This window comes from Cyanobium gracile UHCC 0139 (genome assembly GCF_034931325.1).
Taxonomy (GTDB): Bacteria; Cyanobacteriota; Cyanobacteriia; order PCC-6307; family Cyanobiaceae; genus Cyanobium; species Cyanobium gracile_B.
Map to the genome: position 1 here is coordinate 155,613 of NZ_JAYGHX010000007.1, position 26,910 is coordinate 182,522.

The 26,910-nt window shown below is 70.0% G+C and carries 24 protein-coding genes and 1 pseudogene; 12 read left to right on the plus strand and 13 right to left on the minus strand.

Translation table 11 applies throughout. The features are described 5' to 3' along the window. Window positions 1-17: 17 nt before the first annotated feature. Window positions 18-776, plus strand: coding sequence for a hypothetical protein (locus tag VB738_RS12455; protein WP_323306031.1), 759 nt, complete (start codon window positions 18-20; stop codon window positions 774-776). Here the strand turns inward: VB738_RS12455 and VB738_RS12460 are convergent. Next, window positions 718-1,134, minus strand: a complete 417-nt coding sequence (locus VB738_RS12460) for an OsmC family protein (RefSeq protein ID WP_323306032.1) — start codon at window positions 1,132-1,134, stop codon at window positions 718-720. The genes VB738_RS12455 and VB738_RS12460 overlap by 59 nt on opposite strands. A 79-nt stretch (window positions 1,135-1,213) precedes the next feature. On the opposite strand from VB738_RS12460, the gene VB738_RS12465 reads away from it, so the two are divergent. Next, on the plus strand, window positions 1,214-1,663 hold the full coding sequence (locus VB738_RS12465) for a DUF2721 domain-containing protein (protein ID WP_323306033.1): 450 nt from the start codon (window positions 1,214-1,216) through the stop codon (window positions 1,661-1,663). A 32-nt stretch (window positions 1,664-1,695) separates the two neighbouring features. Here VB738_RS12465 and VB738_RS12470 read toward each other — a convergent pair. Then, a pseudogene (locus tag VB738_RS12470) lies at window positions 1,696-3,237 on the minus strand (phytoene desaturase family protein). Between the two features lie 236 nt (window positions 3,238-3,473). Here VB738_RS12470 and VB738_RS12475 point away from each other — a divergent pair. From VB738_RS12475 to VB738_RS12490, 4 genes are read left to right on the plus strand one after another with little or no spacing between them, the layout of a single operon-like run. Then, the gene (locus tag VB738_RS12475) at window positions 3,474-4,535 is read left to right on the plus strand and encodes a fatty acid desaturase (RefSeq protein ID WP_323306034.1); all 1,062 of its coding nucleotides are present in this window, start codon (window positions 3,474-3,476) and stop codon (window positions 4,533-4,535) included. Window positions 4,536-4,554: 19 nt separating this feature from the next. Continuing rightward, window positions 4,555-5,007, plus strand: coding sequence for a secondary thiamine-phosphate synthase enzyme YjbQ (locus VB738_RS12480; protein ID WP_323306060.1), 453 nt, complete (start codon window positions 4,555-4,557; stop codon window positions 5,005-5,007). Window positions 5,008-5,026: 19 nt separating this feature from the next. Next, window positions 5,027-5,311 carry a 4a-hydroxytetrahydrobiopterin dehydratase gene (locus VB738_RS12485; protein WP_323306035.1) on the plus strand — a complete coding sequence of 95 codons (285 nt, stop codon included), beginning with the start codon at window positions 5,027-5,029 and terminating at the stop codon, window positions 5,309-5,311. Window positions 5,312-5,340: 29 nt separating this feature from the next. After that, window positions 5,341-6,114 (plus strand): Coq4 family protein, encoded by a 774-nt coding sequence (locus VB738_RS12490; RefSeq protein ID WP_323306036.1) that lies wholly within the window; start codon window positions 5,341-5,343, stop codon window positions 6,112-6,114. Between the two features lie 4 nt (window positions 6,115-6,118). Here VB738_RS12490 and clpB read toward each other — a convergent pair whose 3' ends face one another. Together clpB and VB738_RS12500 are read right to left on the minus strand one after the other, a co-directional pair. Then, window positions 6,119-8,737, minus strand: a complete 2,619-nt coding sequence (gene clpB, locus VB738_RS12495) for an ATP-dependent chaperone ClpB (RefSeq protein ID WP_323306037.1) — start codon at window positions 8,735-8,737, stop codon at window positions 6,119-6,121. Window positions 8,738-8,896: 159 nt separating this feature from the next. Further along, the gene (locus VB738_RS12500; protein WP_323306038.1) at window positions 8,897-9,262 is read right to left on the minus strand and encodes a hypothetical protein; all 366 of its coding nucleotides are present in this window, start codon (window positions 9,260-9,262) and stop codon (window positions 8,897-8,899) included. Window positions 9,263-9,314: 52 nt separating this feature from the next. On the opposite strand from VB738_RS12500, the gene VB738_RS12505 reads away from it, so the two are divergent. Beyond that, a complete protein-coding gene (locus tag VB738_RS12505) occupies window positions 9,315-9,521 on the plus strand; it encodes a hypothetical protein (RefSeq protein WP_323306039.1) in 207 nt (68 codons plus the stop codon). A 78-nt stretch (window positions 9,522-9,599) separates the two neighbouring features. On the opposite strand, the gene VB738_RS12510 is transcribed toward VB738_RS12505, so the two are convergent. The 9 genes from VB738_RS12510 to VB738_RS12550 all read right to left on the minus strand — a co-directional run bounded on the left by VB738_RS12510 (window position 9,600) and on the right by VB738_RS12550 (window position 18,384). After that, window positions 9,600-9,941, minus strand: a complete 342-nt coding sequence (locus VB738_RS12510) for a c-type cytochrome (RefSeq protein WP_323306040.1) — start codon at window positions 9,939-9,941, stop codon at window positions 9,600-9,602. Window positions 9,942-10,075: 134 nt separating this feature from the next. Further along, a complete protein-coding gene (locus VB738_RS12515) occupies window positions 10,076-11,107 on the minus strand; it encodes an NAD(P)-dependent oxidoreductase (protein WP_323306041.1) in 1,032 nt (343 codons plus the stop codon). Then, window positions 11,104-12,162: a uroporphyrinogen decarboxylase gene (hemE, locus tag VB738_RS12520; protein ID WP_323306042.1), complete on the minus strand. Its 1,059-nt coding sequence runs from the start codon at window positions 12,160-12,162 to the stop codon at window positions 11,104-11,106. The genes VB738_RS12515 and hemE overlap by 4 nt, the downstream gene beginning before the upstream one ends. Before the next feature lie 99 nt (window positions 12,163-12,261). Continuing rightward, entirely contained in the window at window positions 12,262-14,556 is a 2,295-nt protein-coding gene (gene glgB, locus VB738_RS12525) for a 1,4-alpha-glucan branching protein GlgB (RefSeq protein WP_323306043.1), read from the minus strand. A 51-nt stretch (window positions 14,557-14,607) separates the two neighbouring features. Next, window positions 14,608-15,378, minus strand: coding sequence for a DUF3887 domain-containing protein (locus VB738_RS12530; protein ID WP_323306044.1), 771 nt, complete (start codon window positions 15,376-15,378; stop codon window positions 14,608-14,610). A 22-nt stretch (window positions 15,379-15,400) separates the two neighbouring features. Next, complete coding sequence (locus tag VB738_RS12535) at window positions 15,401-17,068, minus strand: CocE/NonD family hydrolase (protein ID WP_323306045.1); 1,668 nt, start codon at window positions 17,066-17,068, stop codon at window positions 15,401-15,403. Window positions 17,069-17,073: 5 nt separating this feature from the next. Next, window positions 17,074-17,448 carry a hypothetical protein gene (locus tag VB738_RS12540; RefSeq protein WP_323306046.1) on the minus strand — a complete coding sequence of 125 codons (375 nt, stop codon included), beginning with the start codon at window positions 17,446-17,448 and terminating at the stop codon, window positions 17,074-17,076. 63 nt (window positions 17,449-17,511) lie between these two features. After that, window positions 17,512-17,913 (minus strand): DUF4332 domain-containing protein, encoded by a 402-nt coding sequence (locus VB738_RS12545; RefSeq protein WP_323306047.1) that lies wholly within the window; start codon window positions 17,911-17,913, stop codon window positions 17,512-17,514. A 6-nt stretch (window positions 17,914-17,919) separates the two neighbouring features. Then, window positions 17,920-18,384 carry a DUF2518 family protein gene (locus VB738_RS12550; RefSeq protein WP_323306048.1) on the minus strand — a complete coding sequence of 155 codons (465 nt, stop codon included), beginning with the start codon at window positions 18,382-18,384 and terminating at the stop codon, window positions 17,920-17,922. Window positions 18,385-18,497: 113 nt separating this feature from the next. On the opposite strand from VB738_RS12550, the gene VB738_RS12555 reads away from it, so the two are divergent. The 5 genes from VB738_RS12555 to VB738_RS12575 form a co-directional block, all read left to right on the plus strand. Beyond that, window positions 18,498-22,787 carry a translocation/assembly module TamB domain-containing protein gene (locus VB738_RS12555; protein ID WP_323306049.1) on the plus strand — a complete coding sequence of 1,430 codons (4,290 nt, stop codon included), beginning with the start codon at window positions 18,498-18,500 and terminating at the stop codon, window positions 22,785-22,787. Window positions 22,788-22,821: 34 nt separating this feature from the next. Further along, window positions 22,822-23,736, plus strand: a complete 915-nt coding sequence (locus VB738_RS12560; RefSeq protein WP_323306050.1) for an ROK family protein — start codon at window positions 22,822-22,824, stop codon at window positions 23,734-23,736. 8 nt (window positions 23,737-23,744) lie between these two features. Continuing rightward, on the plus strand, window positions 23,745-25,076 hold the full coding sequence (locus VB738_RS12565) for a glutamate-5-semialdehyde dehydrogenase (protein ID WP_323306051.1): 1,332 nt from the start codon (window positions 23,745-23,747) through the stop codon (window positions 25,074-25,076). Continuing rightward, a complete protein-coding gene (locus VB738_RS12570; RefSeq protein WP_323306052.1) occupies window positions 25,073-25,435 on the plus strand; it encodes a dihydroneopterin aldolase in 363 nt (120 codons plus the stop codon). Before VB738_RS12565 ends, VB738_RS12570 begins: the two co-directional genes overlap by 4 nt. Window positions 25,436-25,497: 62 nt before the next feature. Further along, the coding region (locus VB738_RS12575; RefSeq protein ID WP_323306053.1) for a tetratricopeptide repeat protein at window positions 25,498-26,910 on the plus strand (1,413 nt) is incomplete at its 3' end.

The window sequence follows — 26,910 nt, forward strand, 5'->3', positions numbered from 1 at the left end:
GGCCCAGGGCGGTCCTGATGCGGATCGCACAACGGCTGTCCCGGCCGGCCGCCGGCGGCGCCATGGTGGAGGACGACCTTCCCGGCGCCGGATCGATGCATCCCCCCTCCCCGGAGCAGGCCCTGGTGCTCGCGGCCATCGAACGGTTCATGGCCGACCCCGACCTCGCCCTGCAGGGCCAGCCCGCCGGCGAAGGGGACGCGGGTGACGTGCTGAGCGCGATCCTGCGGGCCCTGACCATGGTGCTGCCGCTCGAGGAGATCGAGCTGGCGGTGACGGGCCTGCTCACGGTCCACTGCGACCGGCTCGATGACGACACCCAGCTGGTGCTGGAGGCCCTGCTCACCGCGATTGAGCGGGACGACGACGAGATGGCCCTCGACACCCTGCTGGCCAGTGAGGCGAGCCTGCTGGAGGCCAATGCCCTCGACGGCAACTATCTGCTGGTCTGGGATCCGGCCGAGGCACCTCCGCTGCGGGAGATGGAGATCCTCGATGTGCTGGAGCGCTACCCCTGCCGTGGGGAGGCGGCCCGCTGGAACTGCGACGACTTCGTGGCCCTGCTGGAGGGCAAGATCCTGCAGTGGCGCAAGACCATGGTGGCCCTGGAGATCCTGCAGGAGCAGCCCGGCACCCGCCCCGCGGCCAGCACCATGGTGCTGCTCGTCCCGGAGGATCCTGCGGCTCCGCTCGAGCAGCTGGAGGTGGGGGTCACCCTCAGCCCGCCGCCGCCGGGTTCCAGTGGAGCCGCATCGGCACGCAGCCTTCCAGACTGACCTTCACCGGGCAGCGCTCGCCGGCGCGGATCAGCACGTCCCGCTGCCCGTCATCGAGGCCGGCTGGCAGATCGATCCAGGCCTCCAACAGGGCGATGCGGCGCTCGCCGCTGCCGGTCATGCCCTTCTCCACCCGCACCCGGGCGCCCTCCAGCACCATCCCCTCGCGTTCGGCCACGATGCCCATCACCGTGAGCAGGCAGGTGGCCAGGGCCGTCGCCACCAGGTCGGTGGGCGAGAACGCCTCCCCCTTGCCCTGGTTGTCCACGGGGGCATCGGTGATCAGCTGCGACCCGGACGGGGCGTGCTCCGCCGTGCAGCGCAGGGCTCCCTCGTAGCGGCAGGTCATCGTGGTCATGGTGGGGGCGGGACGGCGAACGTCCCACCAGGCTGGCAGGGGCCGTCGCCCTAGATTCGGGGCTGCGATTCCCGCATCCTTGGCCCTGATCCTGGTGGTGGCGCCCCATCCGGCCGGAGCCCTGCCGGAGACGATTCGCCTGGCGGTCACCCCTGTGTTCCTGCTGGCGGGCATCAGCGGTCTGCTCGGGGTGATCACCACCCGGCTGGCCCGCATCGTCGATCGGGCCCGGCTGCTCAAGGAGCGGACCAGGGCCGCCACGGTGGCCCAGGAGCGGGAGCTGCAGGGGGAGCTGATGCTGCACCGCCGGCGCATGATCATGGCCTCGAGGGCCTTCGCCTGTGCCACCACCAGCTTCCTGCTCGTGGCCACCGTGGTGGTGGTGCTGTTCGTGAGCACCCTGGCCACGATCGATCTCACCCCGCTGGTGGCCCTGCTGTTCGTGCTGGCGATGGGCTCGCTGATGACGGCGGTGGTGCTGCTGCTGCGGGAGGTGCAGCTGGGCAGTCTGGCCCTGCGACGCTTCTGAGCGCCGGATCCCCCCGTGCGGCCCACCTCGGTTCAGGGCTCCGTCAGGCCGATCTCCTCCAGCAGTTGTCGCTGCTGGCGCGCGGCCACGAAACGGTGGGCGGCCATGGCACCGCTCACCGCCACCGGCGGCACGCCGATGCCAGGGAACACGCCGGCCCCGCAGAGCACCAGCCCCTCGACCGGGGTGGACCCGCCGGGGAAGGGGCCGCCGCTGGCGGGCCAGGCCGGGCCATAGCTGCCCTGGTGCATCCGCAGATAGTGGCGGTGGGTGAGGGGGGTGCCCTGCAGTTCGAGCACCACCCGCTCCCGCCAGTCGGGCAGCACCCGGTCGAGCGCTTCGCCGAAAACGGCGCAGCGTTCCTGCTTGAGGGCGTCGTAGGCGGCGCTGCCCCGCTCCAGCCCCTGCCACAGCTCCCAGGGTTCGTTGGCCGGGGTATAGCCGTGCAGCACCTGGTGGCCCGCCGGCGCGCAGGACGGGTCGAGCCGGGAGGGCATCGAGAGCACCACCATGTTGCGTTCGGCGCCGATCCCCCGCTGCCAGTCGCCCACCCAGACGTGGTGGATGGGCAGGTGGTCAAGGTCGTCGCCCCGGAGAGCCAGGTGCCAGTGCAGGAAGCCGGCGCAGGCCGGCGTGGCCACCTGGCGCCGCCGCCAGCGCGACGGTACCGCCGCCTCCGGCAGCAGGGTGAGCAGGTCCTAGGGGCTGATGTTGGCGATCACCCCCCGGGCGGCTTCGAGGCGCTCCCCGTTCGCCAGCCGCACGCCCACCGCCCGGCCCTGCTCCACCAGGATCTCTGCCACCGCCGCGCCCGTGCGCAGCCGGCCGCCATGGCGCTCCATCCCGCGCACCAGCGCCGCCGCCACGGCCGCGCTGCCGCCGATGGGGTAGTCGAGGCAGGCTTCGGGTTCGAACCATTCGCCGAACAGGGTCGCCATGGCGGCGGCGCTGGTCTGGTCCATGGGCAACCCGGAGATCAGGAAGCAGAGCAGGTCGACCCAGTGGAGCAGGAATGGATCGCTCAGGTGGCGACGGGCGATCGGCCCGAAGGCGCCGCCCAGGGCCGCCAGCCGGCCGGCCTGGCCCAGCAGGCGCAGGGCATTGCCGCCGCCGAGGGTGGTGGCCAGGCCCGCCCCGGGCCGCAGGGCCAGCAGCGGCAGGGAGCGGGCCGCTTCGCAGCTGGGCTGCAGGGCCGAGAGGAAGCGGTCCCACTCGGCCGCCACCGCCGGGCCGCGGAGATCCCGCAGCAGCGCCAGGAAGGGGCCTTGCCCCACCCCCACCCGCAGGGACCCCTCGGGCAGCAGCAGCCCCCAGTCGCGGTAGGTGGCCACGGGCAGGGTTTGCCCCACCGCCCGCAGCACCTGGGCCAGGGGGTTGGTGCTGGGCCACCGGCCCAGGCCGCTCCAGAGCGACGGGCCCGATTCGAAGTGAAAGGGACCGCGCCGGAATCCGTGGGCGGCGCCGCCGGGAGAGGTGTGGGCCTCGAGCACCAGCACCTCCAATCCATGGCGGGCGGCGATGGCGGCGGCGCACAGGCCGCCCAGGCCACTGCCCACCACGATCAGGTCGCTCACCTTGGGCGCAGCATTTTCGCTGCAGATCTTATTCAGATTTCCTTCGCATCGAAGGGGAACGGATTGTCCTCCTCCTCACTAGGATCGTTGGATATAGCAAAGGTTTTGCATTGTCGCAGGGCTTCCCTTCCGCCACCCTGTCTGATAGCACGCCGCCCGTTTCCCCTGATGCGGTCGCCGGCCCCACGGCATTGATGCGTCAGCCCAAGCGGGGCGATTTTCAGCTGAAGTCCTTCATGGACAGCTCCAATCTGCGGGGCTCCTGGCAGATCGCCAACACGGTGATCCCCTACGCAGCCCTGTGGTGGGTGGCCGACTGGAGCCGCCAGCACGCTCCCCTGCTGCTGATCCCCACCATGGTTGTCATGGTGCTGCTGCTGGCCCGCTGCTTCTCGCTGATGCACGACTGCGGCCACGACTCCCTGTTTCGCAGCCGGCGGGCCAACCAGGTGTTCGGCTTTCTGCTCGGTGTTCTGAGCGCCATTCCCCAGTACCCATGGTCCCGTGGCCATGCCTACCACCACCGGCACAACGGCGACTGGGAGAAGTACCAGGGACCTTCGGCCCTGGTCACCACGGGGGCTTTCGCCGCCCTCAGCCCTGGCCAGCAGCGGTTCTACGGCCTGCTCCGCCATCCGGCGATGCTGTTCCCCGGAGGGTTCTTCTATCTGGTGATCAAGCCCAGGGTGGCCCTTGTCCTTGGGCTGGCAGGCTTCTTCCCCCACCTGCGGGCCTGCCTGCGCAGCCCGCAGCCGATGGGCCCGGGCCAGATCCTTTCCAGCTATCGCTCCAGGCACTGGTACACCCAGGGTGAATTCCGCCACCTGCTGGCCAACAACATCGCCGTGATCGGCTCCTGGTGGCTGATGGCCCACTGGCTCGGTGCCGGCGTGTTCTGGTCGATCTACGCCCCGGTGATGGCCTGCGCGGCGGCAATCTTCATCTGCATTTTCTTCGTGCAGCACAACTTCCCCGGTTCCTACGCCCACGCCACCGCCGGCTGGAGCGAGATGACGGGGGTGCTCGAAGGCACCAGCGATCTCGAGCTGCCGCCGCTGTTCAACTGGTTCTCCGCCGACATCGGCTGCCACGCCATCCATCATCTGTCGTCCAAGATCCCCAACTACCGGCTGCGGGCCTGTCACGAGCGCAATGCCCACCTGCTCACCGGCGTGCGGCGGCTTTCCCTGGCTGACATCCCCGGATGTTTCAGCTACATCCTCTGGGACCCCCAGGCCTGCCGCCTGACCACGATCGACGCGCTGCGCTCCGCCACGCCAGCTCCTGCCGCGAACTGAACGGTGCCAGGTGGAACCGATGCTGCGCCAGACCCTGAATCAGTTGGAGGTGTCCACCCGTGGGGAAGGCTTCGATGACATCACCGGGCCCCTCAACGGCCTGATCGCCGCCAGCGGCCTGGTCCTCGGCACGGCCACCATCGCCAGCCTGCACACCTCCTGCTCCCTGACGATCAACGAGAACGCCGACCCCAGGGTGCTCGTCGATCTCGCCGCTTTTCTGCGGGCCCTGGTGCCCCCGGAAGGGGTGCGGCCCCTCAGCGGCCAGGGGGAGCGGCGCGAGTGGGTGCACGATGACGAAGGCCCCGATGACATGCCCGCCCACATCCGTACCGCCCTGACCTGCACCAGCCTGGTGCTCCCCTTCCAGTCGGGTCGCCTGCTGCTTGGCACCTGGCAGGCGGTGTATCTGTGGGAGCACCGGGCCCGACCCCACCACCGCCGCCTCAGCCTGCATCTGGTGGGCGAATGACCTCCTGCTTTCTTCTCCCATGGCCGCCCAGCCCCTGACCCCCTCCCAGATCGCCGCGCTGCCCGCTGATCTGCCGCAATGGACGCTGCGGGAGGGCAAGCTGCACCGCGAACTGCGCTTCGCGGACTTTTCCGCCGCCTTCGGCTTCATGGCCCGGGTGGCCCTGGCGGCCGAGTCCCTGGGCCACCACCCGGAATGGTGCAACGTCTGGAACCGGGTGACGATCAACCTCACCACCCACGACACCGGTGGGCTGTCGGACCTTGATGTGGAACTGGCCCGCCGCATCGACGCCTGCGTCTAGTTTCCCTGGGTGCTGCCTCCGCCCCACCCATGGGATTTCGCTATCTCGATCGGATCGCCACCGAGGAGAACATCCATGCGTTTCTCGAACTCGCCGATCTGGCCGCCGGAGCCGGTGCTTCGGCCAACAACGTCTTCCTGCTCTCCCATCGGCTGCGCCAGTCCCGTCCGATGCGGGTCTGCCGGGCGTTGCTGGGGCGAGATCCGGCCGCCGCAGCTCTGATCGAGCAGCGGCGGCTCAGCGGCCCTTACGACGCGGCTGTCCTGCGTGCGCTGCCGAAGGGAACCCTGGGGCACACCTACGCCACCGTGCTGGAGGCGATGGGGTACGACATCAATTTCTTCCCCAAACCCGAGTTCTACGCCAACTTGGAAACGGACGCCGATTACATCAACTACCGGGTCTACGCCACCCACGACATCCATCACATCGTCAGCGGCTTCAGCCTCGACAATTTCGGCGAACTCGGTGTCATCAGCATGAGCGTGGCCCAGTTCGCCCATCCGGGCCTGGCCTTCACCGATCTGATGGCCCTGCTGCTCAACTGGTTCCGCAACGACACGCCCATCGACGAACTGGAAACCCCGGCCGAGCAGGCCCGCACCGCCAGCTACGCCTTCGGCATGATCAGCAAGGGGCTGCACATCGGCGCCGAGGCCCAGCCGCTGTTCCCGGTGATCTGGGAGGAGCGGATGGGCCAGGACCTGGAGGAATTGCGCACCGAACTGGGCGTCGCGGCGGTGCGGGAGGGGCCCTTCAGCTGGTACGCCAACCCCTCCCTGGTGGCGGCGCTGGCCGCCTGAGACCTCAGACGAGGGCGGGCAGCCGGGAGGGTTCGGCCGGGCGGAAGCGCAGCCGTTCATGCTCCACATCCACCACGATCGTGGAGCCGGGAAGGTAAGTGCCGGCCAGGATCGCTTTGGCGATCGGCGTCTCCAGTTCCCGCTGGATGGCCCGCTTGAGGGGCCGGGCGCCGTAGACCGGGTCGTAGCCCACGGCGGCCAGCCAGTCGAGGGCGGCACCGTCGAGCTCCAGGCCCAGCTTCCTGTCCTCGAGCCGCCTGGCCAGCCGCTGCACCTGCAGCTCCACGATCTGGCGCAGTTCCTCGGCCTTGAGGCTGTGGAAGATGATCGATTCATCCAGCCGGTTGAGGAACTCGGGGCGGAAGTGGCCCCGCAGGGCCTCGTTCACCCGTTTCTCCATCTCGCCGTGGCGGGCCGGATCGCCGGCCAGATCGAGGATCGAGGCGCTGCCGATGTTGCTGGTGAGGATCAGCACCGTGTTGGTGAAGTCCACCGTGCGGCCCTGACCATCGGTGACGCGGCCGTCATCGAGGATCTGCAGCATCACGTTGAACACATCGGGGTGGGCCTTCTCCACCTCATCGAACAGGATCACCGCGTAGGGCCGGCGCCGCACCGCTTCGGTGAGCTGGCCTCCCTCTTCGTAGCCCACGTAGCCGGGAGGGGCTCCGATGAGCCGGCTGACGGCGTGCTTCTCCATGTACTCGCTCATGTCGATGCGCACCATCGCCTCCTCGCTGTCGAACAGCTGGGACGCCAGCGCCTTGGAGAGCTCGGTCTTGCCCACGCCGGTGGGACCGAGGAACAGGAAGCTGGCGATGGGTCGGTTGGGGTCGGACAGACCGGCCCGGGAGCGCTGGATGGCATCGGCCACCGCCGTCACGGCCTGGTCCTGGCCGATCACCCGGGTGTGCAGCTCGTCCTCGAGATGCAGCAGTTTCTCCATCTCCGATTGCACCAGCTTGCTGACTGGAATCCCCGTCCACTTGGCGATCACCTCGGCGATGTCGTCCTCGGTGACCTCCTCGCGCAGCAGGTTCTTCTCGCCAGCATGAGCGCTGAGCTCGCTTTCCTTGCCGGCCAGCTTCTTGTTGAGCTCCGCCAGGGTGCCGTATTCCAGTTCAGCGGCTTTGTTGAGGTCGTAGTTGCGCTTGGCCTGCTCCACCTGCAGCTGCACCTGCTCGATCTCCTCCTTGATGGCGGAGAGTTCGTCGATCGAGCCCTTCTCCTTCTGCCACTGGGCGTTGAGGCTGCTCTGCTGTTCGGCCAGGTCGGCCAGCTCCTTCTCGAGCTTCTCGAGCCGGTCGCGGCTGGCGGGGTCCGACTCCCGCCCCAGGGAGAGCTTCTCCATCTCCAGCTGCAGGATGCGGCGGTCGAGCTCGTCAATCTCCTCGGGCTTGGAGGTGATCTCCATCTTCAGCCGGGCTGCCGATTCGTCCATCAGGTCGATGGCCTTGTCGGGCAGGAAGCGATCGGCGATGTAGCGGCTGCTGAGCACGGCGGCGGCCACCAGGGCGTTGTCGGCGATCCGGACGCCGTGGTGCACCTCGTAGCGCTCCTTGAGGCCGCGCAGGATGGAGATGGTGTCTTCCACCGTGGGCTGGTCCACGAACACCTGCTGGAAGCGGCGTTCCAGGGCCGGATCCTTCTCGATGTGCTGGCGGTGCTCGTCGAGGGTGGTGGCGCCGATGCAGCGCAGTTCGCCGCGGGCCAGCATCGGTTTGAGCAGGTTGCTGGCGTCCATGGCACCGCCGCTGGCGCCGGCCCCCACCACGGTGTGGATCTCGTCGATGAACAGGACGATCTGCCCCTCGCTGGAGGTGACCTCCTTGAGGACGGCCTTGAGGCGCTCCTCGAACTCGCCGCGGTACTTGGCGCCGGCGATCAGGGCGCCCATGTCGAGGGCGATCAGCTGACGGTTCTGCAGGGCCGTGGGCACGTCACCGTTGACGATCCGCTGGGCCAGCCCCTCGACGATGGCGGTCTTGCCGACGCCGGGTTCGCCGATCAGCACCGGGTTGTTCTTGGTGCGGCGCGAGAGGATCTGCACGGTGCGGCGGATCTCCTCGTCGCGACCGATCACCGGATCGAGCTTGCCCTCGCGAGCGGCGGCGGTGAGGTCCCGGCCGTACTTCTCGAGGGATTCGTAGGTGCCCTCCGGGTTCTGGTCGGTCACACGTTGGCTGCCCCGCACCGCCAGAACGGCTTCCTTGATTCTGGCCCCATCGGCGCCCGACTGGGACAGCAGCTGGCGGCCGCAGCGGTCATCGCCGGCCAGGGCCAGCACCAGGTGCTCCACGGCGATGTAGCTGTCCTGGAACTCCTGCTTGAGGGCGTCGGCCCGGTCCAGCACCGCGTTGAGCCCCTTGCCCAGGTAGACGTTGTCGGGGGCGGTGGCCAGGCTGGGCTGGGCGGCGATGAAGGCTTCCAGCTTCTGGCCCAGCACCCCCAGATCCACGCCGGCCTTCTCCAGGATCCGGCTGGCCAGGTCCTGCTGGGCCAGCAGGGCAGCGAAAAGATGCTCGCTGTCCATCTGCTGCTGGCGCCGCTGCTGGGCCAGCTGCTGGGAGGCGACCACGGCGCCCCAGGCCTTTTCGGTGAACAGTTCGGCGGTGGGATGCATGGTTGACGTTCTCCCTTCGGACAGTGACTGGAGCCAACGTATGAATCCTGTCGGGATCGGCCGAGTGGGAGGACCGAACCGCGGCGTTCGGCCCTCCTCCCCGAGGGTGGGCAGGCCGTACCGAAGGGGGTGGCCAACCGCCCGGTGGGGTCACAGGAGCTAGGGGCCCACGAACTCCGGCATGGGCACCTGGAAGCCGTGCTTCTGGCCGCAGAGCTGGCTGGGGCAGCCGTCCGGGCCATAGAGGGCATCGGCTGCCGAGAGGCAACCCAGGCTGTTCTTCTGGGCCACCTGGGCCGGATGGATCCGCAGCGGCTGCAGCACCGCTTCGCTTCTGGGCACCAGCAGCCGGCAGGGAGGAGGCGACAGCCCGGGGCTGGCCTCGATGGCCAGGGGCTGGTTGGGGGTCTGCCCCTGGGCCAGGACAGGCGCGGCGGCGGCGGCCATCAGGGCCAGGGGCATCCCTGCCGACAGCAGGCCCCCCAGCAGGCCCGGCAGCAGCCCGGCAGAGGTGGGGATCGCCATGATGGGAGCTCGGCTGCGCCCCATTCTCGCCTCTGCAGCCCTGCTGTCTCCGATGCCCTCTCCCGCCGACGACCAAGCCCTGGTGGCCGAGCTCGCCAGAGCGTCCCTCACCCTGGGCGGGGCTGCGGAGCCGGAGCGCGACTGCTGGCGGGTGGTGCACCGCCATGTCCACGGGATGCTTCCTAGCGAGTACGACATCCGCGAGGTGCCCGAGGAGCTCTACCTGGCGGTGCTGGCCGCTCGCCGTGCCCTGGCCTGAGCCATGAAAAAGCCCCGGCTCTGCCGGGGCTCCTGACGGCTCGAGGGGCCGTCGCTGAATGGGATGGAACCGAGTGGATCAGGCCCAGCCCTTGGAGGCCATGTCCTCGACGTAGGCGGCCACGTCGGCGATGTCGGTGTCGTTGAGCTTGCCGAGGAAGGCGGGCATGGCGTTCTTGCCGTTGGTCACCTGGTGGGCGATGGCGGCCTCGTGATCGGCGTTGTAGTCGGCCAGGTAGGCGCTCAGGGCCTCGGCCTTGAGGGTGCGCTCGGCGTTGACCACGTTGCCGCCGCCCATGTGGCAGGCGGCGCAGTTGGCGGAGAAGATCTGGGCGCCGTGGGCCACATCGGCGGCAAAGCTCGGGGTGGCACCCAGCACCAGCGCCAGGCAGAGAGCGAAGAGGGAAAGGAGACGACGCATGGGAGGGCGCGAAGGGGGGTGCCGAAAAGCACTTGCAACCGGCACAAATTAGGCAATGGCCGTGTCCCGGTGCGGAGCGCCGACAGATTCGCAACAATTCATGGCGGCGTCCCGCTGGGGGGCCCGCGGCCGGCTCAGGGGCGGGGGCCTGCCCCGATCCGGCCCCGCTGGGGCACCCCCGCCGTCTCCAGCACCGCGTCGAGGCTGGGGGCGAAGCTCACCAGCCCGAAGCGCTCGGGCGGGCTGACCGGCTGGTGCACAAAGTGGCGCTGGCGGATTGAGAAGCGGTCCCAGGCGTTCACCTCGATGCGCAGCAGCTTGATCAGTCCCTCGATCAGCCAGCCGCGCAGATCGATTCCCACCGGCGGCACCCACACCTGCCGCCAGCGGCACAGGGAGGCCACGGCGCCGTTGATCGTGACCGGCGCCTGGCCCAGCACCAGCCGCCGCACCGGCCCCTGGCCCGGCTCCGGATTGGGGCCATGGGGGGTGGTGGCCAGGTGGGCGCAGACGGTGGCGATGTCGGCGGCGTGGATGAAGTGGAAGCTGGCGTCGGTGCGCAGCCAGCGGGCCAGCCACAGCCAGCCGAAGGCCTCCTTGAGCCCGGCGGTCAGGTAGCTGGTGGGGTGGGGATCGGCGCCGGCCACCGAACCGCCGAACACCAGCGTCGGGAACACCGCCACGATCCTCCCAGCCAGGGGGTGGCGCTCCAGGTCCTGCAGGCAGGTGGCCTTGGTCTGGATGTACTCGGTGCCGTAGGCCATCGCTTCGGGCAGCAGCTGCAGCTGCCGGTCGAGGATGCTGGCGGTGGAGAAGTAAATCACCTGCTGCAGGCGACCTGGATCGGTCAGCCGCAGCAGCTCCTTCACGGCCACCACGTTCACCGCCTGGGCCCGCTCGGGATCCCCCCAGGCGGTGGCGGTGTGGATGATCCGGTCGGCGCTGGCGATGGCGGCGGCGTGGGGGCCCAGCTCCCGCAGGTCGCCCACCAGCAGGGTGATGCGCGGGTGGTCGGCAGGGACGGCGCTGAGCTTGGCGGGATCCCGCAGCAGCAGCAGCAGGTGGGCGTCGCTGTTGGCCAGCAGGTTTTCAGCGATGTACTGGCCGACGCAGCCGCTGGCGCCGGTGATCAGGATCCGCTGGGGCCCGGAGGTGGGGGCGCTCAAACAGCAGCCCCCAGCAGCTCGTTGACGGCCTTGCCGGTCTCGAAGAAGACGCGGGCGTTGTCCTCAGGGGTGCCGGGCAGGATGCCGTGGCCCAGGTTGAGGATGTGGCGACGGCCGCGGGCCTTGCGCACCGTGTCGAGGATCCGCTCGCGGATCGCCTCGGGGGTGCCGAACAGCAGGCCGGGATCCACGTTGCCCTGCACGCCCAGGTGCTGGGGCAGGCGGGCGCAGCCGTCGGCCATGTCCACGGTCCAGTCGAGGGAGATGAAGTCCACCCCGGTGGCGGCCATGCGCTCCAGCACGCCGGCGCTGCCGGAGATGTAGAGGATCAGGGGGGTGTCGGGGTGGGTGGCCTTCACCTGATCGACCACCCGCTTCTGGTAGGGGGCCGCGAACACGTCGTAGTCGATCGGGCTCAGCTGCCCCGCCCAGGAGTCGAACAGCTGCACCACCTGGGCGCCGCTGTCGATCTGGTAGCGGACGTAGGTGGCGATCGAATCGGCCAGGTGACCCAGCAGCTGGTGCAGCAGGGCGGGCTCCTGGAAGGCCATCGCCTTGATCACCGAATAGGTCTTGGAGCTCTTGCCCTCCACCGCATAGGCGGCCAGGGTCCAGGGCGCGCCGACGAAGCCGAGCACCGCCGCGGCGTTGCCCACGTCGGCCCGCAGCCGCCCCAGCACCTCGCCCACGAAGGGCAGGGCCTCGGCCGGATCGAGGGGCCGCAGCGCATCCACCTGGGCCTGGCTGCGGATGGCGGGCTCGATGATCGGCCCGCGGCTCTCGATGATGTCGAAGTCGATGCCCATGCCCGGCAGGGGCGTGAGGATGTCGGAGAAGAGGATCACGCCGTCGGGACGGAAGGCGTGGAAGGGCTGCATCGAGATCTCGTAGGAGAGATCGGGGTTCTCGGAGCGCTCGCGGAATCCGGGATGGCGGTCACGCAGGTCGCGGTACACCTTCATGTAACGACCCGCCTGGCGCATCATCCAGACCGGCGGCCGCTCCACCTGCTCACCTCGGGCGGCGCGCAGCAGCAGGGGGGCGGATTCGCTCATGGGGCCGGTCGGAAGGTCAACGGCGAAACCTAACCGAGCACCCCCGGCCTGCGGACGCTCCTGTCACCAGTCGTGGCATGGGCGGCCCCGGAGCAGCGCTCAGCCCTCGCCGATGGCCGGCCGCAGCAGGCTGCGGGACTCGTCGAGACGGAACACCACGACGCTCAGGGGCGGCAGGCAGAGCTCCAGGGAGTTCTCGTAGTCGTGGATGGCCCAGGCATCGGTGAAGCGGCCGCCCAGGTTGCCCAGGTTGCTGCCGCCGTAGCGGCTGCTGTCGGTGTTGAAGACCTCGGCGTAGAAGCCCTCCAGCGGCACACCCACCCGGTAATGGGAATGGCTCTGGGGGGTGAAGTTGGCCACCACCACCACCCAGCGCCCACTGCCGCTGTCGCGGCGCATGAAGCTGATCACCGAGTGGCGGTTGTCGTTGCAGTCGATCCACTGGAAGCCGTACTGATCGAAGTCGTCGCCCCAGAGGGCCGGCTCCGATCTGTAGAAGACATTGAGGTCGTCGACCAGGTTGAGCAGGCCTTGGTGGGCCTCGTACTGGAGCAGCTCCCACTGCAGATCGCCCCAGACGTTCCATTCGGACCGCTGGCCGAACTCCATTCCCATGAAGATCGTCTTCTTGCCCGGATGGGTCCACATGTAGGCCAGCAGGGCACGCACATTGGCGAATTTCTGCCAGTCGTCACCGGGCATCTTGTGGAGCAGGTTGCTCTTGCCATGCACCACTTCATCGTGGCTCAGGGCCAGCATGAAGTTTTCGGTGAAGGCGTACCAGATCGAGAAGGTGACGTGGTTTTGATGGAACTGGCGGAACCAGGGATCCAGCTCGAAGTAATCGAGCATGTCGTGCATCCAGCCCATGTTCCACTTGAGGTTGAACCCCAGGCCGCCCATGTCGGTGGGCTGGGTCACCATCGGCCAGGTGGTGGATTCCTCGGCGATCGACAGGGCACCGGGGAAGTGCTGGAACAGCACGTGGTTGGCCTGTTGCAGGAAGCGCACCGCTTCCAGGTTCTCCCGCCCGCCATGGTCGTTGGGCAGCCATTGCCCGTCAGGACGCAGGTAGTCGCGGTAGAGCATCGAGGCCACGGCATCGACGCGGATGCCGTCGATGTGGAACTCCTCGAACCAGTAGATGAGGTTGGCGACAAGGAAGTTGCGCACCTCGTTGCGGCTGTAGTTGAAGATCAGCGTTCCCCACTCCTTGTGCTCGCCGATGCGGGGATCGGCATGCTCGTAGAGGTGGGCACCATCGAAGAAGGCCAGACCGTGGCCGTCCTTGGGGAAGTGTCCGGGCACCCAGTCGAGGATCACGCCGATGCCTTCGGTGTGGCAGCGGTCGACGAAGGCCCGGAACTCATCCGGGCTGCCGAAGCGACTGGTGGGGGCGTACCAGCCCGTGACCTGATACCCCCAGGAGCCGTCGAACGGATGCTCGGAAACCGGCATCAGCTCGATGTGGGTGAACCCACGGGCCTTCACATAGGGGATGACCTTGTCGGCCAGCTCCGGATAGGTCATCAGCCGGGCGCCCGGCTTCAGATCGGCGGCGGGCACTGGGGGCCGGGGGCTGCCATCGGCTTCGAGGAAGGGCTGGTCGGCGGCGGCATGCATCCAGCTGCCCAGGTGCATCTCGTACACCGCGATGGGTTGGGGAAGGGGATCGCGGCCATCCCGCTCCTCGATCCAGGCGCCGTCGTTCCACGGGTAACGGCCCAGTTCGGAGACCACCGAACCTGTGTTCGGCCGGATCTCGTGGCGGAAGCCGTAGGGGTCGGCCTTCTGATAGCAGTGGCCGTTCTGGGCCCGCACCTCGTACTTGTAGATCTGGCCGGCGCCGAGGTCGGGGATGAACAGCTCCCAGATCCCCCCGATGCGCTGCTGCATGGGGTGGTGGCGGCCATCCCAGCCGTTGAAATCACCCAGAAGGGCGACGCTGCGGGCATTGGGGGCCCACAGGCAGAACTGCACCCCGGCGACGCCGTCGCGCTCGACGACATGGGCTCCCATGCGTCGCCAGATGTGGTGGTGATTCCCTTCGGCGAACAGGTGGCGGTCCAGTTCCCCCATCCACTCGTGCCGGAACGCCCAGGGATCGTGCTGCTCGTGCTCGATGCCGCCGCGGCTCACATGGACGCGGTAGCCGCAGCCGGGATCGGCGTCGACGCGGGCCTCAAAGATCCAGGGGTGGTGCGGGTTGGCCATGGCCAGCCGTTCGCCGCTGCGGAGCAGTTCCACCGTTTGGGCGTCCGGCATCCAGACCCGCACCACCCAGCCACCGTCGTCGAGGGGCTGGGGCCCGAGCACGGAGAAGGGATGGTCGTGGCGGCATTCCGCCAGCCGGCGGGCATCCTCAACCATCCATTCGAGGCTGGGCAGGGCCATGGAAGAGGGGGCGTGCATGCGCCGGGAGCTTACGTCGGTGGGAGGGCCGACTCAGCGCGGCGGAGAGGGAGGGGCTGGATCGGTGGGGAAATCCACGCCGATGATCCGGTTCTCGGAATCCAGGGTGACGAAGAGGTTGTCGGTGAGGCGGTTGAACTCGGTGTTGACGATCACCAGGCGCATCTCCGGCGTACTCTCGGCCCGATTGATGCGTTTCACCCGGACGAAGTTACCGGTGATGCGCTGCAGATTGAGCCATTTCTGCTGCAGCTGGCCCTGGGGGATCTGCTCCTGCATCTGCGGCGAGAGAAAGCTGCTGGCGGAGATGAAGTGGCCGCTGGAGAGGGCAGAGATGAAGTCACGCACCACCTTCTCGGCCGGCTGGTCGGTGACGTTGAAGTGATAGCCATCGATCCGGCCCTGGCCGTCGATCACCATCAGCAGGTCGCGCTCGCCGGCGCTGGTGAACAGGGTGGCCTCGACCGTGCTCGAGTCGAAGCCGGGCTGGATGCTGCGGATGGCCCAGCGCAGCAGTTTCGGCTGGGTCTTCATGGTTTCGGCCACCATGCGGGGACTGCTGACGCTCTGCAGGGCCGGGGAGAACTGCTCGAAACGGGCCTGGGCGTCGCCGTTGCGGATCGTGTTCAGGATCCGCTCGGCGGCCGCCTGTGCCTGGGCTTCGCTCAGGGCCGCACTGGGCTGGCCGGAGGTGGCCGGCGCCAGGGCGGCCTGGGACCATGCCCCGCGCGGTGCCAGCAGGGCCTGGCTGCCCAGCAGCAGCATCAGGCCGATCAGGGCTCGGCGCGGTTGGGAGCGCGGCATGGGCGGCGGAGTTCGGGTCGGCTCAGTTTGCCCGAATCAGGGGCTCCAGGCCCAGGTGGGCGCCCGCCAGCTCCAGCGTCAGGCTGATCACCCGGTGCCCGCTGCTGCTGCCCCCCGCCGGCAGGCTGCCGTCGCCGGGGTTGACGGCGATCTGGGGCCAGGCCGCCGCCGCCAGGGACAGCCGCAGCCGCTGGCCGGCCTCCACCAGCGTCGCCAGGGGCTGCAGGGTCAGGGTGCGGGGGGCGTCGGCGGGGGCCGACGAGGGCCCGAAGCGGGCCAGGCCGGTGCTCAGCTGGCGCACGGCTCCCCCCTGCGGAGACACCGCGGAGAGGGCGGCGCAGAGATCGAAGCTGGGCTGGTCGGCGCTCACCCGCAGCCGCAGGCGGAAGGTCCCCAGCAGCCAGAGGGCCTGCTCCAGCGGGGCTGTGCTGAAGCAGGCCACGTCACCGCGCCGGTCGAGATCGGCCCGGTCCACCGGCCCCGGGTCGGGGCCCAGGTGGCCGCCCCGGCCCGGCACCGGCCGCCAGGGGTCGTGGACGATCACCACGCTGCCGCCGGCCGCCGGGCCCGACGCCGGCCTTGCCCCCGGTGCGGCCAGCGGCCGCAGCTCCCCCTCGTCGCAGCGGATCGCCGCCAGGCCGCTGGAGTGAAGCGACCAGCCTGCGGCCGCCACCGCCGCGGGACTGGAAGCCTCCGCAAGGCTCATGCGGCGCCAGGTGGCCGTGGCGGCGCATTGCAGGCGGATCGGGGCCGGTGCGGCGGCCTGGTGAGGGGTGGGCTCCGACGGGCCCGGGCGGGGCAACGAATCCTGCAAATGGCGGCGGAAGAAGGCCAGCAGCTCGTGGTCGAGACCCCCTTGCCAGTCGAGATGGCTCCAGGCGCCGATGACCAGCTCAGGGCCGCCCCCGGCGCCATGGGCCCGCTGCCAGAGGTCGAGCACCCCCCTCAGATGCGGATCGTGCCAGCCGCCGATCAGCAGCAGGGGGCGCCGCAGCAGGGCCCCCGCCACGGGGTGCACCGTCCAGCCCTCCGCGCCGGCCGGGTCGCGCCGCAGCCAGCCCAGGCCCATGCCGTCGGGATCGTGGCGTTCCAGCAGGGCCAGCCCTTCATCGGTGTAGTCGCCGTGCTGGAGGCTGCGGCGGATGTCGCGCCAGCCGGCCCCGTCGCCCCGGCGCCGACATCCCTCCGCCGCCAGCTGCAGGGCCCAGCCCAGGCCCAGGGCCCACCAATGGGCTCCCCCCTCGCTGGCCCAGTGGAGGCGCTCATCGAGGCCACACATGGCCGGGGCGAGGCAGTCCGGCAGGGCGTCGTCGTCGCTGGTCTCGCCGCCGGCGTTGAGCAGCTGGGTCAGGCCCTGGTAGGAGAAGCCGTAGGTGCCCACCCGGCCGTTGCTGCCCTCGAGGGTCCGGGCCCAGCGGATCGTGGCGGCCCCATCGGCCGTCTCCTGGGCGAAGCCGCCGAAGTCACCCTCCGATGCGCCGCGGCCCCGCACGTCCTGCACCACCACCAGAAACCCGTGGCTGGCGTACCAGCTGGGGTGGGCGTAGGTGACGGTGGAGGCGATCGCCCGCCCGTAGGGCTGCCGCATCACCAGCACCGGCCAGGGGCCCTCCCCGTCGGGATGCCAGACGCGGCTCACCAGCCGGACCCCATCCGCCAGCAGCAGGGTGGCGTCCCGGGCCCGGACCACGGGGATCAGAACACCGTCGAGCAGTGCAGGCCGATCACGTAGGTGGCCAGCACCTCCGCATCCATGGGGCTGAGGCCCCGGCTGCTGGCCAGGCTGGCGATCGACGCCTTCGAGGTGGCCGAGACGCCCTGGGCATTCAGCTGGCGGAACTGCTGGCAGAGGCTCTGGGCCAGGGCCGGGTTCTGCTTCACCGATTCCAGCAGGGCGGACTGGGCCCGCACGCTGGGAACGGCCACGGCGCCCAGACAGGCGACGCCGAGAAGGGCGGTGAAGCAGCGGCGAAGCCGGGTGCTCGAGCGGGTGATCAGGCTGTGGCGGCGGTCGTCGCGAAGGGGGTGGTTCGTGGCTTTGGGGGGAGAAAGGCGGGTTGTTCGGGGCATCACTGCCTCCGTCCGTTTTCCCTATTCCAGTCACCCGTGCCGGGGCCGCGCAGGAGCGGAGGGTCAGTTCGGGGAGCGACCGGAGGCCTGCCGGGCCCGGCGGATCCAGGACAGGACCAACGGCAGGTCGACCGGGGGGACGGCTGAGCCCGTGAGACGGCGTTGCAGCCGACCCAGCTGCACCAGCAATTGCTGGGGATCGGCGGCGGCGAGCCCGGCGGGGCTGGCGATGCCCCCGTGCAGCAGCAGGGCCGCCTCCTCCGGCGCGAGCCCCACCGCGCTCACCAGCCGGGCCTGGCCGCGCAGGCGGATCAGGCGGGCCTCGCTGGCCTCGCCGGAGGCGGCCAGATCACGCAGGCGGGCGTCATCCAGACCGGCCAGCGCCACCCAGCTCGCGATGCCGGCCCGGCGCAGCCGCTGCTCCTCCCGCCTCAGGTGGGCCGCCGGCCGGAAGGGGTGGGTCACCGGGGTTCAGGCGGCGTCGCCGGGGCTGCGGGCCGCCAGATCCCGGGTGGTTTCCGCCAGCACCAACGGCCGCGCCAACCCAGCCTCGACGGCCTCGACCCGGCGCAGTCGCACCCGCACCTCGCCGCCGCTGCCGCGACCGCCGCCGCGCAGGTTGCGGGCCACCTGATCAAGGGTGGGGGCCACCGCCTCGGCCGCAAGGTCCGCCGGGGCGGCGGCGATGACCAGATCGGTGCCGTTGTCGAACACGACCGGCACCTGGATCGCCCCCGGCACGCTCACCCGCGGGTTGTAGCTGACCGAGAAGGCCAGGCAGGAGAGCGCCAGCAGGGCCGTGAAGCTGGTGATCCCCACCAGGCGGAAGCGGATGCCCCAGCGGGCGAGGAATCCGGCGATGGTGAGCACCGCCAGCACCCCGCTGGCGGCACCCAGCCAGGTACCGGCCACGAGCAGGATCGGATCAGCGGCCATGGGGCTGGGGAAGGCGTGACAAGCCCCCTATATTGCGGCCGCCCATGGACGGCGATCGACCCCGGTGGATGCGATGGAAGCCTGACAGTCGGCCCCTGCCTGCCCGCAGGCGTGTGTGGAAGGGGCTTCTCGTGGTCGGTTTCCTGGGGGCGGGCCTGGGGGTCGGGGTGTTCTGGTTCGATCGCATCGTCGCCGGCCTGTATGGCCGTTTCCGGCCAACCCTGGAACGGCAGATCGGCGCTGCCATGGGCCGTCCCCTGGTCCTGGGCCCCTACCGAGGGCTCAAGCCCGACGGACTCTGGATCGGCGCCAGCCGGTTCCAGCCCGGCCCCAGGGACGCTTCCTCGGCAGCGGTGGAGGGCGTGCGGGTACGCCTCGACCCGTTGGCCAGCCTGGGGCTGCGCGGGCTGGTGCTGGATGTGGGCCTCGAAGGGGCCAGGGCCGAGCTGCGCCGCAACGCCAGCGGCCAGTTCTGGGTGCTGGGCTCGGTCCCCCCGGGGCGTGAGCCGCCGCGGATCGACCTGCGCCTGGGTCTGCTCCAGCCCGCCGACCTGCGGGTCCGGGGCGCTGGAGCGACGGCCCTGCCCCTCGACCTCAGGCTCTCCGGCCAGCTGGCCCTGCGCCTGCACCGCCGGGAGATCGACCTGGGCCTGCGCCTGGCGCCTCCCGTCGGCCAGGGCGGCGGCTCCCTGCGGCTGGACGGTGAGGGTCAGTGGCAGAAGCAGACATGGCAGGGCCGGCTGACGGCCCGCCGCCTGCCCCTGGCGCTGCTGCGGCCGCTGCTGCCGGCGGGGGATCGGGCCGGAGGCAGCCTCGCCGGGGAGGCCGATGGACGGGTGGGTCTGCGGATCCAGCGGGGACTGGCCCGCTGCGAGGGGGGCCTGGAGCTGCGGGACGTGCGCTGGAAGCTGGGAACCGGTGCCACGCCACTGACGGCCCAGCGGCTGCCCCTGAGCTGCCGCGATCGGGCCCTGATCCTGCCCGCCAGCACCTGGCGGTTCGGCCCCTGGGGCGGCCGCCTGACGGCCAGGGCCGACGCGGATCGCCGTCTGGCCCTGCAGCTGGAAGCCCAGCCGCCGCCGCGCCATCCGCTCGGCCGCCAGCCCCTCAAGGCCGATCTCCAGGGCCGCTGGGGAGAGGGCCTGCTGCGCCTCACCCGGCTTGATGGCCGGCTGGGGGGCTCCAGCGTGCGGGCCAGTGGCAGCGTCGGCCGCTCCCTGGCCCTCGATGCCCGCTGGCTCCTTGATCCCGACGACGTTCCCGCCGCTGCCCGTCTGCCGGTCTGGGCGCGGCAGCCCCTGGCCGGTCGCCTGCGGGTGGACGGCCCGCTGGCGACACCGCGCCTGCGGCTGGAGACGGGCCAGGCCTCCCAGCGGCTCCTGGGGCCCTGGCAGGCGGCGCTGGTGTGGAGCGACCGGCTGCTGCGGCTGGAGCGCTTCGATGCCGACCGCCTGGCGGCCACGGCCCGGCTGCCCCTGTCCTTCCAGCCGGGCAAGGGCCTGGTGGCCGGTCCGCTGCTGGCCCGGGTGGATGTGCGCAACTACCCCCTGGCCCGCCTCGACCCGCTGCTCGGCACCACGCTCCAGGGCCAGCTGGATGCGGAGGGCACGATCGCCGGGCCCCTGGCGGAGCTGCGTCCCGACCTGCAGCTTCGCCTGCAGCAGCCCGGCGCCGGCCCCCTGCTGCTGCGGGAAACCTGGCGCGGCCGCCTGCGCGATCGGTCCCTGGATCTGACCACGGTGGCGCCGACGCCGAACGGACACCTCACGGCCCTGCTGGACCGACGCTGGCAGCCGGTGCGGGCCGCCATCGAACGGGATGGCGGCGTGCTGACCCTGGAAGGCCGACCGGCGGACTACCGCTGGCTGGCCCGCGCCTTTCCCCTGCGGGGTCTGGCGGTGGCCACCGGCCCCCAGCGCCGCCTGCGTCCCCTGCAGGGGGACCTCAGCGGCAGCGGCCGGCTGGGGCTGCAGCCGCTCGGCTTCGACGGCCGGGTGGAGCTGCTCTCGCCCGAGTTCCTGGGGGTGGGGGGACGGCGGATCCAGGCCGATGTGGCCTACGACGACCGCCAGTACCGGGTGAAGGGGCAGATCGAGCCCCTCGGTGAGGGCAACATCGCCGCCACGGTCTCCGGACGCTGGAACGGACCGTTCCGGGCCCGCTTTGAAGCGCGCCAGCTGTCCACCTTGCTGTTCCGCCAACTCACCGACGCCTGGCCCATCTGGCGCGGGGCGCCGGCCCCGGCCCGCGGACGGGCCAGTGACCTGGGCAGTCTGGTCATCGACACCATGGCCGGAACGGTCACCGACCAGTTGCTGGCCCTGACCCGGGCCGAGGAGCGCGTCGCCGCCCGGGTGCAGGCGGCCAGCCGGGCCAGCCGGGCGGAACGGCTGGAGCGGCTGCAGGCCCGCATCGATGCCGATCTGCTGCTCAGCGGCCCGGACTTCGCCCGCACCCGGGCCGACCTCAAGGCCACCGGCCACCTCTGGTTCAACCAGGGTGACCGGGCCCAGGCCCTCGCCGGCAGACCGTTCGAGGTGCGTCTGGAGGGGCCGCTCAGCGGCGGCAGCGGCCGCTTCAGCCTCGCCGACCTGCCCCTCTCCCTGCTGGCCCTGCTGACGCCGCTGCCGGACAACCTTCGCGGCAGCCTGGCCGCCAAGGGGCGCTACCGCCTGGGCGGCCCCCGCCCCGAACTCAGCCTCGACCTGGCGCTGGTGGAGGGGCGCCTCGGGGAGCAGGCCCTGGCGCTGGAGCGGGGGCGGGTGGAGCTGAAGGCCGAGGGGCTCGGTCTGGATCTGGCCCTGAGGGCCGAGGGGGCCTCCCGCAGCGTCGACCTGGCGGGCACCATCCCGCTGGTGGCCTCCCAGCAGGGGCTGGAGCTGCGCCTGGCCACCCGGGGCGACGGCCTGCGCTTCCTCACCCGGCTGGGGGGTCAGGCCTTCGAGTGGCAGGAGGGCGGCGCCGACCTCCAGTTGCTGGTGCGCGGCAGCCTCGACGACCCGATCGCCAACGGCTTCCTGCGGCTGCGGGAGCTCCGCTGCCGCTTCATCGGCCAGGAGGTGCGGGAGGTGGACGCCACGATCCTGTTCGACTTCGAGCAGCTGGTGGTCCAGGAGTTCCGGGCCCGGGTGGGGCCGCAGGGGCTGGTGGGCGGCGAGGGTCGCCTGGGCCTGTTCCGGCCCCTGGCCGAGGAGCGGACCCTGCAGGTGAAACTGGAGCAGGTGCCCTTCAAGGTGCCGCGCCTGGAGGCGGTGGGGGACGGCCAGCTGCATCTGAGCGGCAGCCTGGTGGCCCCCGTGCTCGGCGGCGACGTGGCGATCAGCCGCGGCACCATCAACGTCCAGCCCGGCCAGCTGGCGGCCAGCGAGCCGGTGTCCGACCAGCCGGTCCAGCCGCGCACCATGCCCGAGCTGCTGGAATCGAAGTGGAACTTCCAGCAGCCCCTGGTGCTGCTGGGCCCTGATGTGGAGTCCACCACCGCCGAAGCCCTGCGGGCCTCGGTGCCCCGCTTCCCTTACCTGGCCTTCGAGGACATGATCCTGCGGCTGGGGCCGGATCTGCGGGTCGTGATTCCCAACATCGCCAACTTCACCACGGCCGGCCAGCTGCGCATCGCCGGGCGGTTGGATCCCTCCCTGCGGGCCTCCGGCGTGGTGCGGCTGCTGGGGGGACGGCTCAACCTGTTCACCACCAGCTTCAGCCTGGACCCCGATGCCCCCAACGTGGCGGTCTTCACCCCTTCCCTGGGGCTGGTGCCCTACCTCGACATCGCCCTGCGCACCCGCATCTCCGACAGCCTGAGCGTGCTCTCCCCGTCCGGGGTGGGGGACCTGGGCCCCTCGGTGCAGAACGCCCCCAATCAGGCCGGCCTCTCGGCCCTCAACCAGCTGAATCTCATCCTGGTGGTGGTGTCGGTGAGCGGGCCCGCCGACCGCATCGCCGAGAACCTCAAACTGCGCAGCAGCCCGCCCCTGCCGCAGGAGCGGCTGGTGGCCCTGATCGGCGGCAACTCCCTGGCGGGCCTGAGCGGCGGCGGTGCCGGAGCTGCCCTGGCCACAGTGGTGGGCCAGACCCTGCTGTCGCCGCTGCTGTCGTCCCTCAGCGATGCCTTCGGCCAGCGGGTGAGCCTGGCCCTCTATCCCACCTACGTCAACCAGGCGATCGACACCCAGCAGGAGGGCACCACCCGGCGGCGGGTGCCGCCCCAGCTGGTGCTGGGCGCCGAGATCGGCGTGGACATCACCAACCGCTTCAGCATGTCGGTGCTGGCGGCCCCGAACCGCTCCGATGTGCCCCCCCAGATGACCCTCACCTACAAGGCCTCCGACACCTTCAACCTGCAGACCTCCGTCGACACCGAGGGGGCCTGGCAGTCGCTGCTGCAGGTGTTCCTGCGCTTCTGAGGCCGTCGGCCGCCCTGCTGGGTAGGGTGCGCCGATGGCGTCGTCCCCCGCACGTCCTCCCGGTGAGGCCCAGCTGATCGGCATCGATCTGGGCGGCACGGCCATCAAGCTGGCCCGCTGCGATGGACGTGGCACCGTGCTTGCCGAGGCCGAGGTGCCCACGCCCCGGCCCGCGGTGCCTGGGGCGGTGTGCATGGCCCTGGCCGAGGCGGTCGAGGCGATCGACCCCGACGGCCTTGCCGAACGGGTGGGCATCGGCCTGCCGGGGCCCTGCGACGCGGCGGGTCGGCTGGCGCGGATCTCCATCAACCTGCCGGGGTGGCGGGATGTGCCCCTGGCCGCCTGGCTCGAAGCCCAGCTCGAGCGGCGGGTGATCCTGGGGAATGACGCGAACTGCGCCCTGCTCGGTGAGGCCTGGCTGGGGGCGGCTCGCGGTGTGGGCGACGTGCTGCTGCTCACCCTGGGCACCGGTGTGGGCGGGGCGGTGCTGCTGGAGGGCCGGCTGTTCACCGGCCACGGCGGCGCGGCAGCCGAACCGGGCCTGATCGGCGTCGACCCCGATGGCCCCCCGTGCCGCAGCGGCAACCGGGGCTCCCTGGAGCAGTTCTGCAGCCTTGGCGGCCTGGCCCGCCTCAGCCCGCTCGATCCACGCGAGCTCTGTCGCCGCGCTGACGCCGGCGACACGGAGGCCCTGGCGGTGTGGGAGGCCTACGGACGCCCCCTCGGTGTGGGCCTGAGCTCATTGCTCTACGTGCTCACCCCGGAGCTGGTGCTGATCGGTGGCGGTCTGGGCGCCGCCAGCCACCACTTCCTGCCGGCGGTCTGGCGGGAGGTGGAGGAGCGGGTGCTGGCGGTGAGCCGCCAGGGGTTGACGATCCGCCGCTGCGCGCTGGGCAACGGCGCCGGCCGGCTGGGGGCGGTGCGGCTGGCGCTGGACCGCTTGGGATGATGGGGGCCATGAGCCAGACCCTCACCTCTCCCGCCAGCGTCGTGCCGGAGCCCGACCCCCAGCTGCTGCAGCGGGCCGCGGCGGTGCGCCGGGCCGCCATGGCCCTGGGCCAGGCCAGTGACGCCGAACGCCGCGGCGCGGTGGCGGCGATGGCCGATGCCCTCGATGCCGCCAGCAACGGGATCCTGGAGGCCAACCGGGCCGACCTGGCCGCCGCGGCGGCCGAGGGTCTGGCGCCGGCCCTGGTGGCCCGCCTCAAGTTGGATGCCCCCAAGCTGGCGGGCGCCATCACCGGGGTGCGGCAGGTGGCGGCCCTGGAGGATCCGGTGGGCCGGCGCCAGCTGCACACCGAACTCGATGACGGGCTGGTGCTGGAGCGGCTGAGCGTGCCCCTGGGGGTGCTGGGGGTGATCTTCGAGGCCCGGCCCGACGCGGTGATGCAGATCGCCTCGCTGGCGATCCGCTCCGGCAACGGCGCCCTGCTCAAGGGGGGCCGGGAGGCCAGCCGCAGCTGCCAGGCGATCGTGGCGGCCCTGCAGCGGGGCCTGGCCGGCGGCGCCGTCGACCCCGGCTGCCTGGAGCTGCTCACCAGCCGCGAGGAGAGCCTGGGGTTGCTGCGGCTCGATGGCCTGGTGGACCTGATCATTCCCAGGGGGTCGAATGCCCTGGTGCGCTTCATCCAGGACAACACCCGCATCCCCGTTCTCGGCCACGCTGATGGCATCTGCCATCTGGTTGTGGATCGCGCCGCCGACCCGGCCCTGGCGCTTCGGATCGCCCTCGACAGCAAGACCCAGTACCCGGCGGCCTGCAACGCCATTGAGACCCTGCTGGTGCACCAGGCCATCGCCCCGGCCTTTCTGGCGGCGGCCCTGCCCGCTTTTGCGGCGGCAGGTGTGGAGCTGCGCGGGGATGCCGGTGCCTGCGCCCTGGGGGTGGCCCAGGCCGCGGGGCCGGGCGCCTGGGACACGGAGTACTCGGATCTGATCCTCAACGTGAAGGTGGTGGAGGATCTCGAGGCGGCCCTGGAGCACATCCGGCGTCACGGCTCCCGTCACACCGATGCGATCGCCACCACCGATCCGGCGGCCGCCGACCGGTTCCTGCGGGCGGTGGACAGCGCCGGGGTTTTCCTGAACTGCTCCACCCGCTTCGCCGACGGCAACCGCTACGGCTTCGGCGCCGAGGTGGGCATCAGCACCCAGACCCTGCCGCCGCGGGGGCCGGTGGGGCTCGAGGGGCTGGTCACCTACCGCTACCGGCTGCGGGGCGAGGGCCACATCGCCGCCGACTATGCCGACGGCACCAGGAAGTTCAGCCACCGCCCCCTGCCCCTGTGACCGAGGCGATCCATGTGCGGGGGCTGCGGCTCTGGGCCCACGTGGGGGTGTACGAGCAGGAGCGGCGCCACGGCCAGTGGTTCGAGCTGGCCTTCTCCCTGGGGGTCGACCTGGGCGCGGTGGCCCGCAGCGACGACCTGAGCCAGGGCTTCGACTACGGCCGCGGCATCGCAGCGTTGCAGGAGCAGGCCCGCACCGTCCGCTGCCTCACCCTGGAGCACTACAGCGAGCAGATCCTTGACGCCCTGGAGGCCTGCTATGGGCCGATCCCCCTGGCGGTGGAGGTCAGCAAGTGCCAGGTGCCGGTTCCCGGCTTCGACGGCAGCGTGGCGGTGAGCCGGCGGCGGCGGTGGGGGTGAGGGGGCAAGGCGCCTACTCCAGGATCTCCCTTAGCGTTCGTTCCCCATCGGAACTGCGCGCCATGGTCCGTTCAGAAGCCAAATCGTACGGGCCTGTAGCTGCGATGCTCTTGGGCTCTGCTCTGGCTTTTGGCGTACCGGCTGGCGCGGTAAGTATTTCAGCCGATTCTTCCGGCGATGCGTTTCAAACCACGAGTGAGCTGGAGTTCCATGCGCAGAAGCCCACCTCATTGCCTGCGGAGATCCAGGCCTGGATCAATCAAGCAAATGAGTTGGAGCTAAAGGGGGCGTACGAGAAAGCAGCTGAGCTCTGGAAAAACATCCTCTCTTGGTGCGAAAGGACGCTGGGTAATGACGATTCCGCTACAGCAATTTCTCTTAATAACTTAGCACTTTTGTATGACAACCTTGGGCGCTATCGAGAGGCCGAGCCCCTATTTAAGCGCTCTCTTGGGATTAATGAGAAGACGCATGGTTCAGATCATCTTGAAACCGCAATGAGTCTCAATAATCTGGCCGCATTGTATGTCAGCCAGGGGCGCTATGGCGAAGTCGAGCCTCTGCTAAAGCGTTCACTGGCGATTCGGCAGAAATCTCTTGGAGCCGACCATCATGAAACGGCCACCAGCTTAAACAACTTAGCGGTTGTGTTCGGTTACCAGGGGCGATACGGAGAAGCCGAGCTGCTTTACAAGCGTGCGCTTGTCATCCGAGAAAAGACACTTGGCCCTCAGCACTCTGACACAGCCGAAAGCATCGCGAACTTGGGAGAACTCTATCGGGACCAGGGCCGTTATGTGGAAGCCGAGTCGATGCACAAACGTGCCCTGGCGATCAAGGAGAAGGCGTTGGGGCCTGAGCACCCAAGCACAGCGCTAAGTCTTAACAATTTGGCACTCTTGTATGCCAGCCAGGGGCGAAATGTTGAGGCCGAATCTCTGTACAGACGTGCGCTGGCGATGAATGAGAAGGTGTTGGGGCCTGAACACCCAGATACGGCTACAAGTCTCAGTAACTTGGCGTCTCTTTACGACAATCAAGGTCGTGTTGTGGAATCCGAGCCTCTCTACAGACGTGCACTGAAAATCCGGGAGATAGCGCTTGGTGCCGAGCACCCAGATACTGCAAATAGTCTCAATAATTTGGCATATGTTTATGACAATCAGGGACGCTACGTGGATGCTGAGTCGCTGTACAGGCGTGCTTTGGCGATTATTGAGAATAGCTTGGGCGCAGAGCATCCTTCTACTGCAGCGATCATCGACAACCTGGCGCTGCTGCACCTAAACCAGAAGGACTACGGCTCAGCCCGTGAGCTGCTGATCCGGGTGTCTCGAACGCAGGCGAGTTGGCTGGTGCGTGAGCTGCCACTGCAGCCGCGGGAGCTGCGTGCGGGACTGCTGGCGGAGCAGAGCGATGCACCTGCGACGATTTTTGCACTGCTGGATCAGGACCCCGGCGCCAGGGAGCTGGCA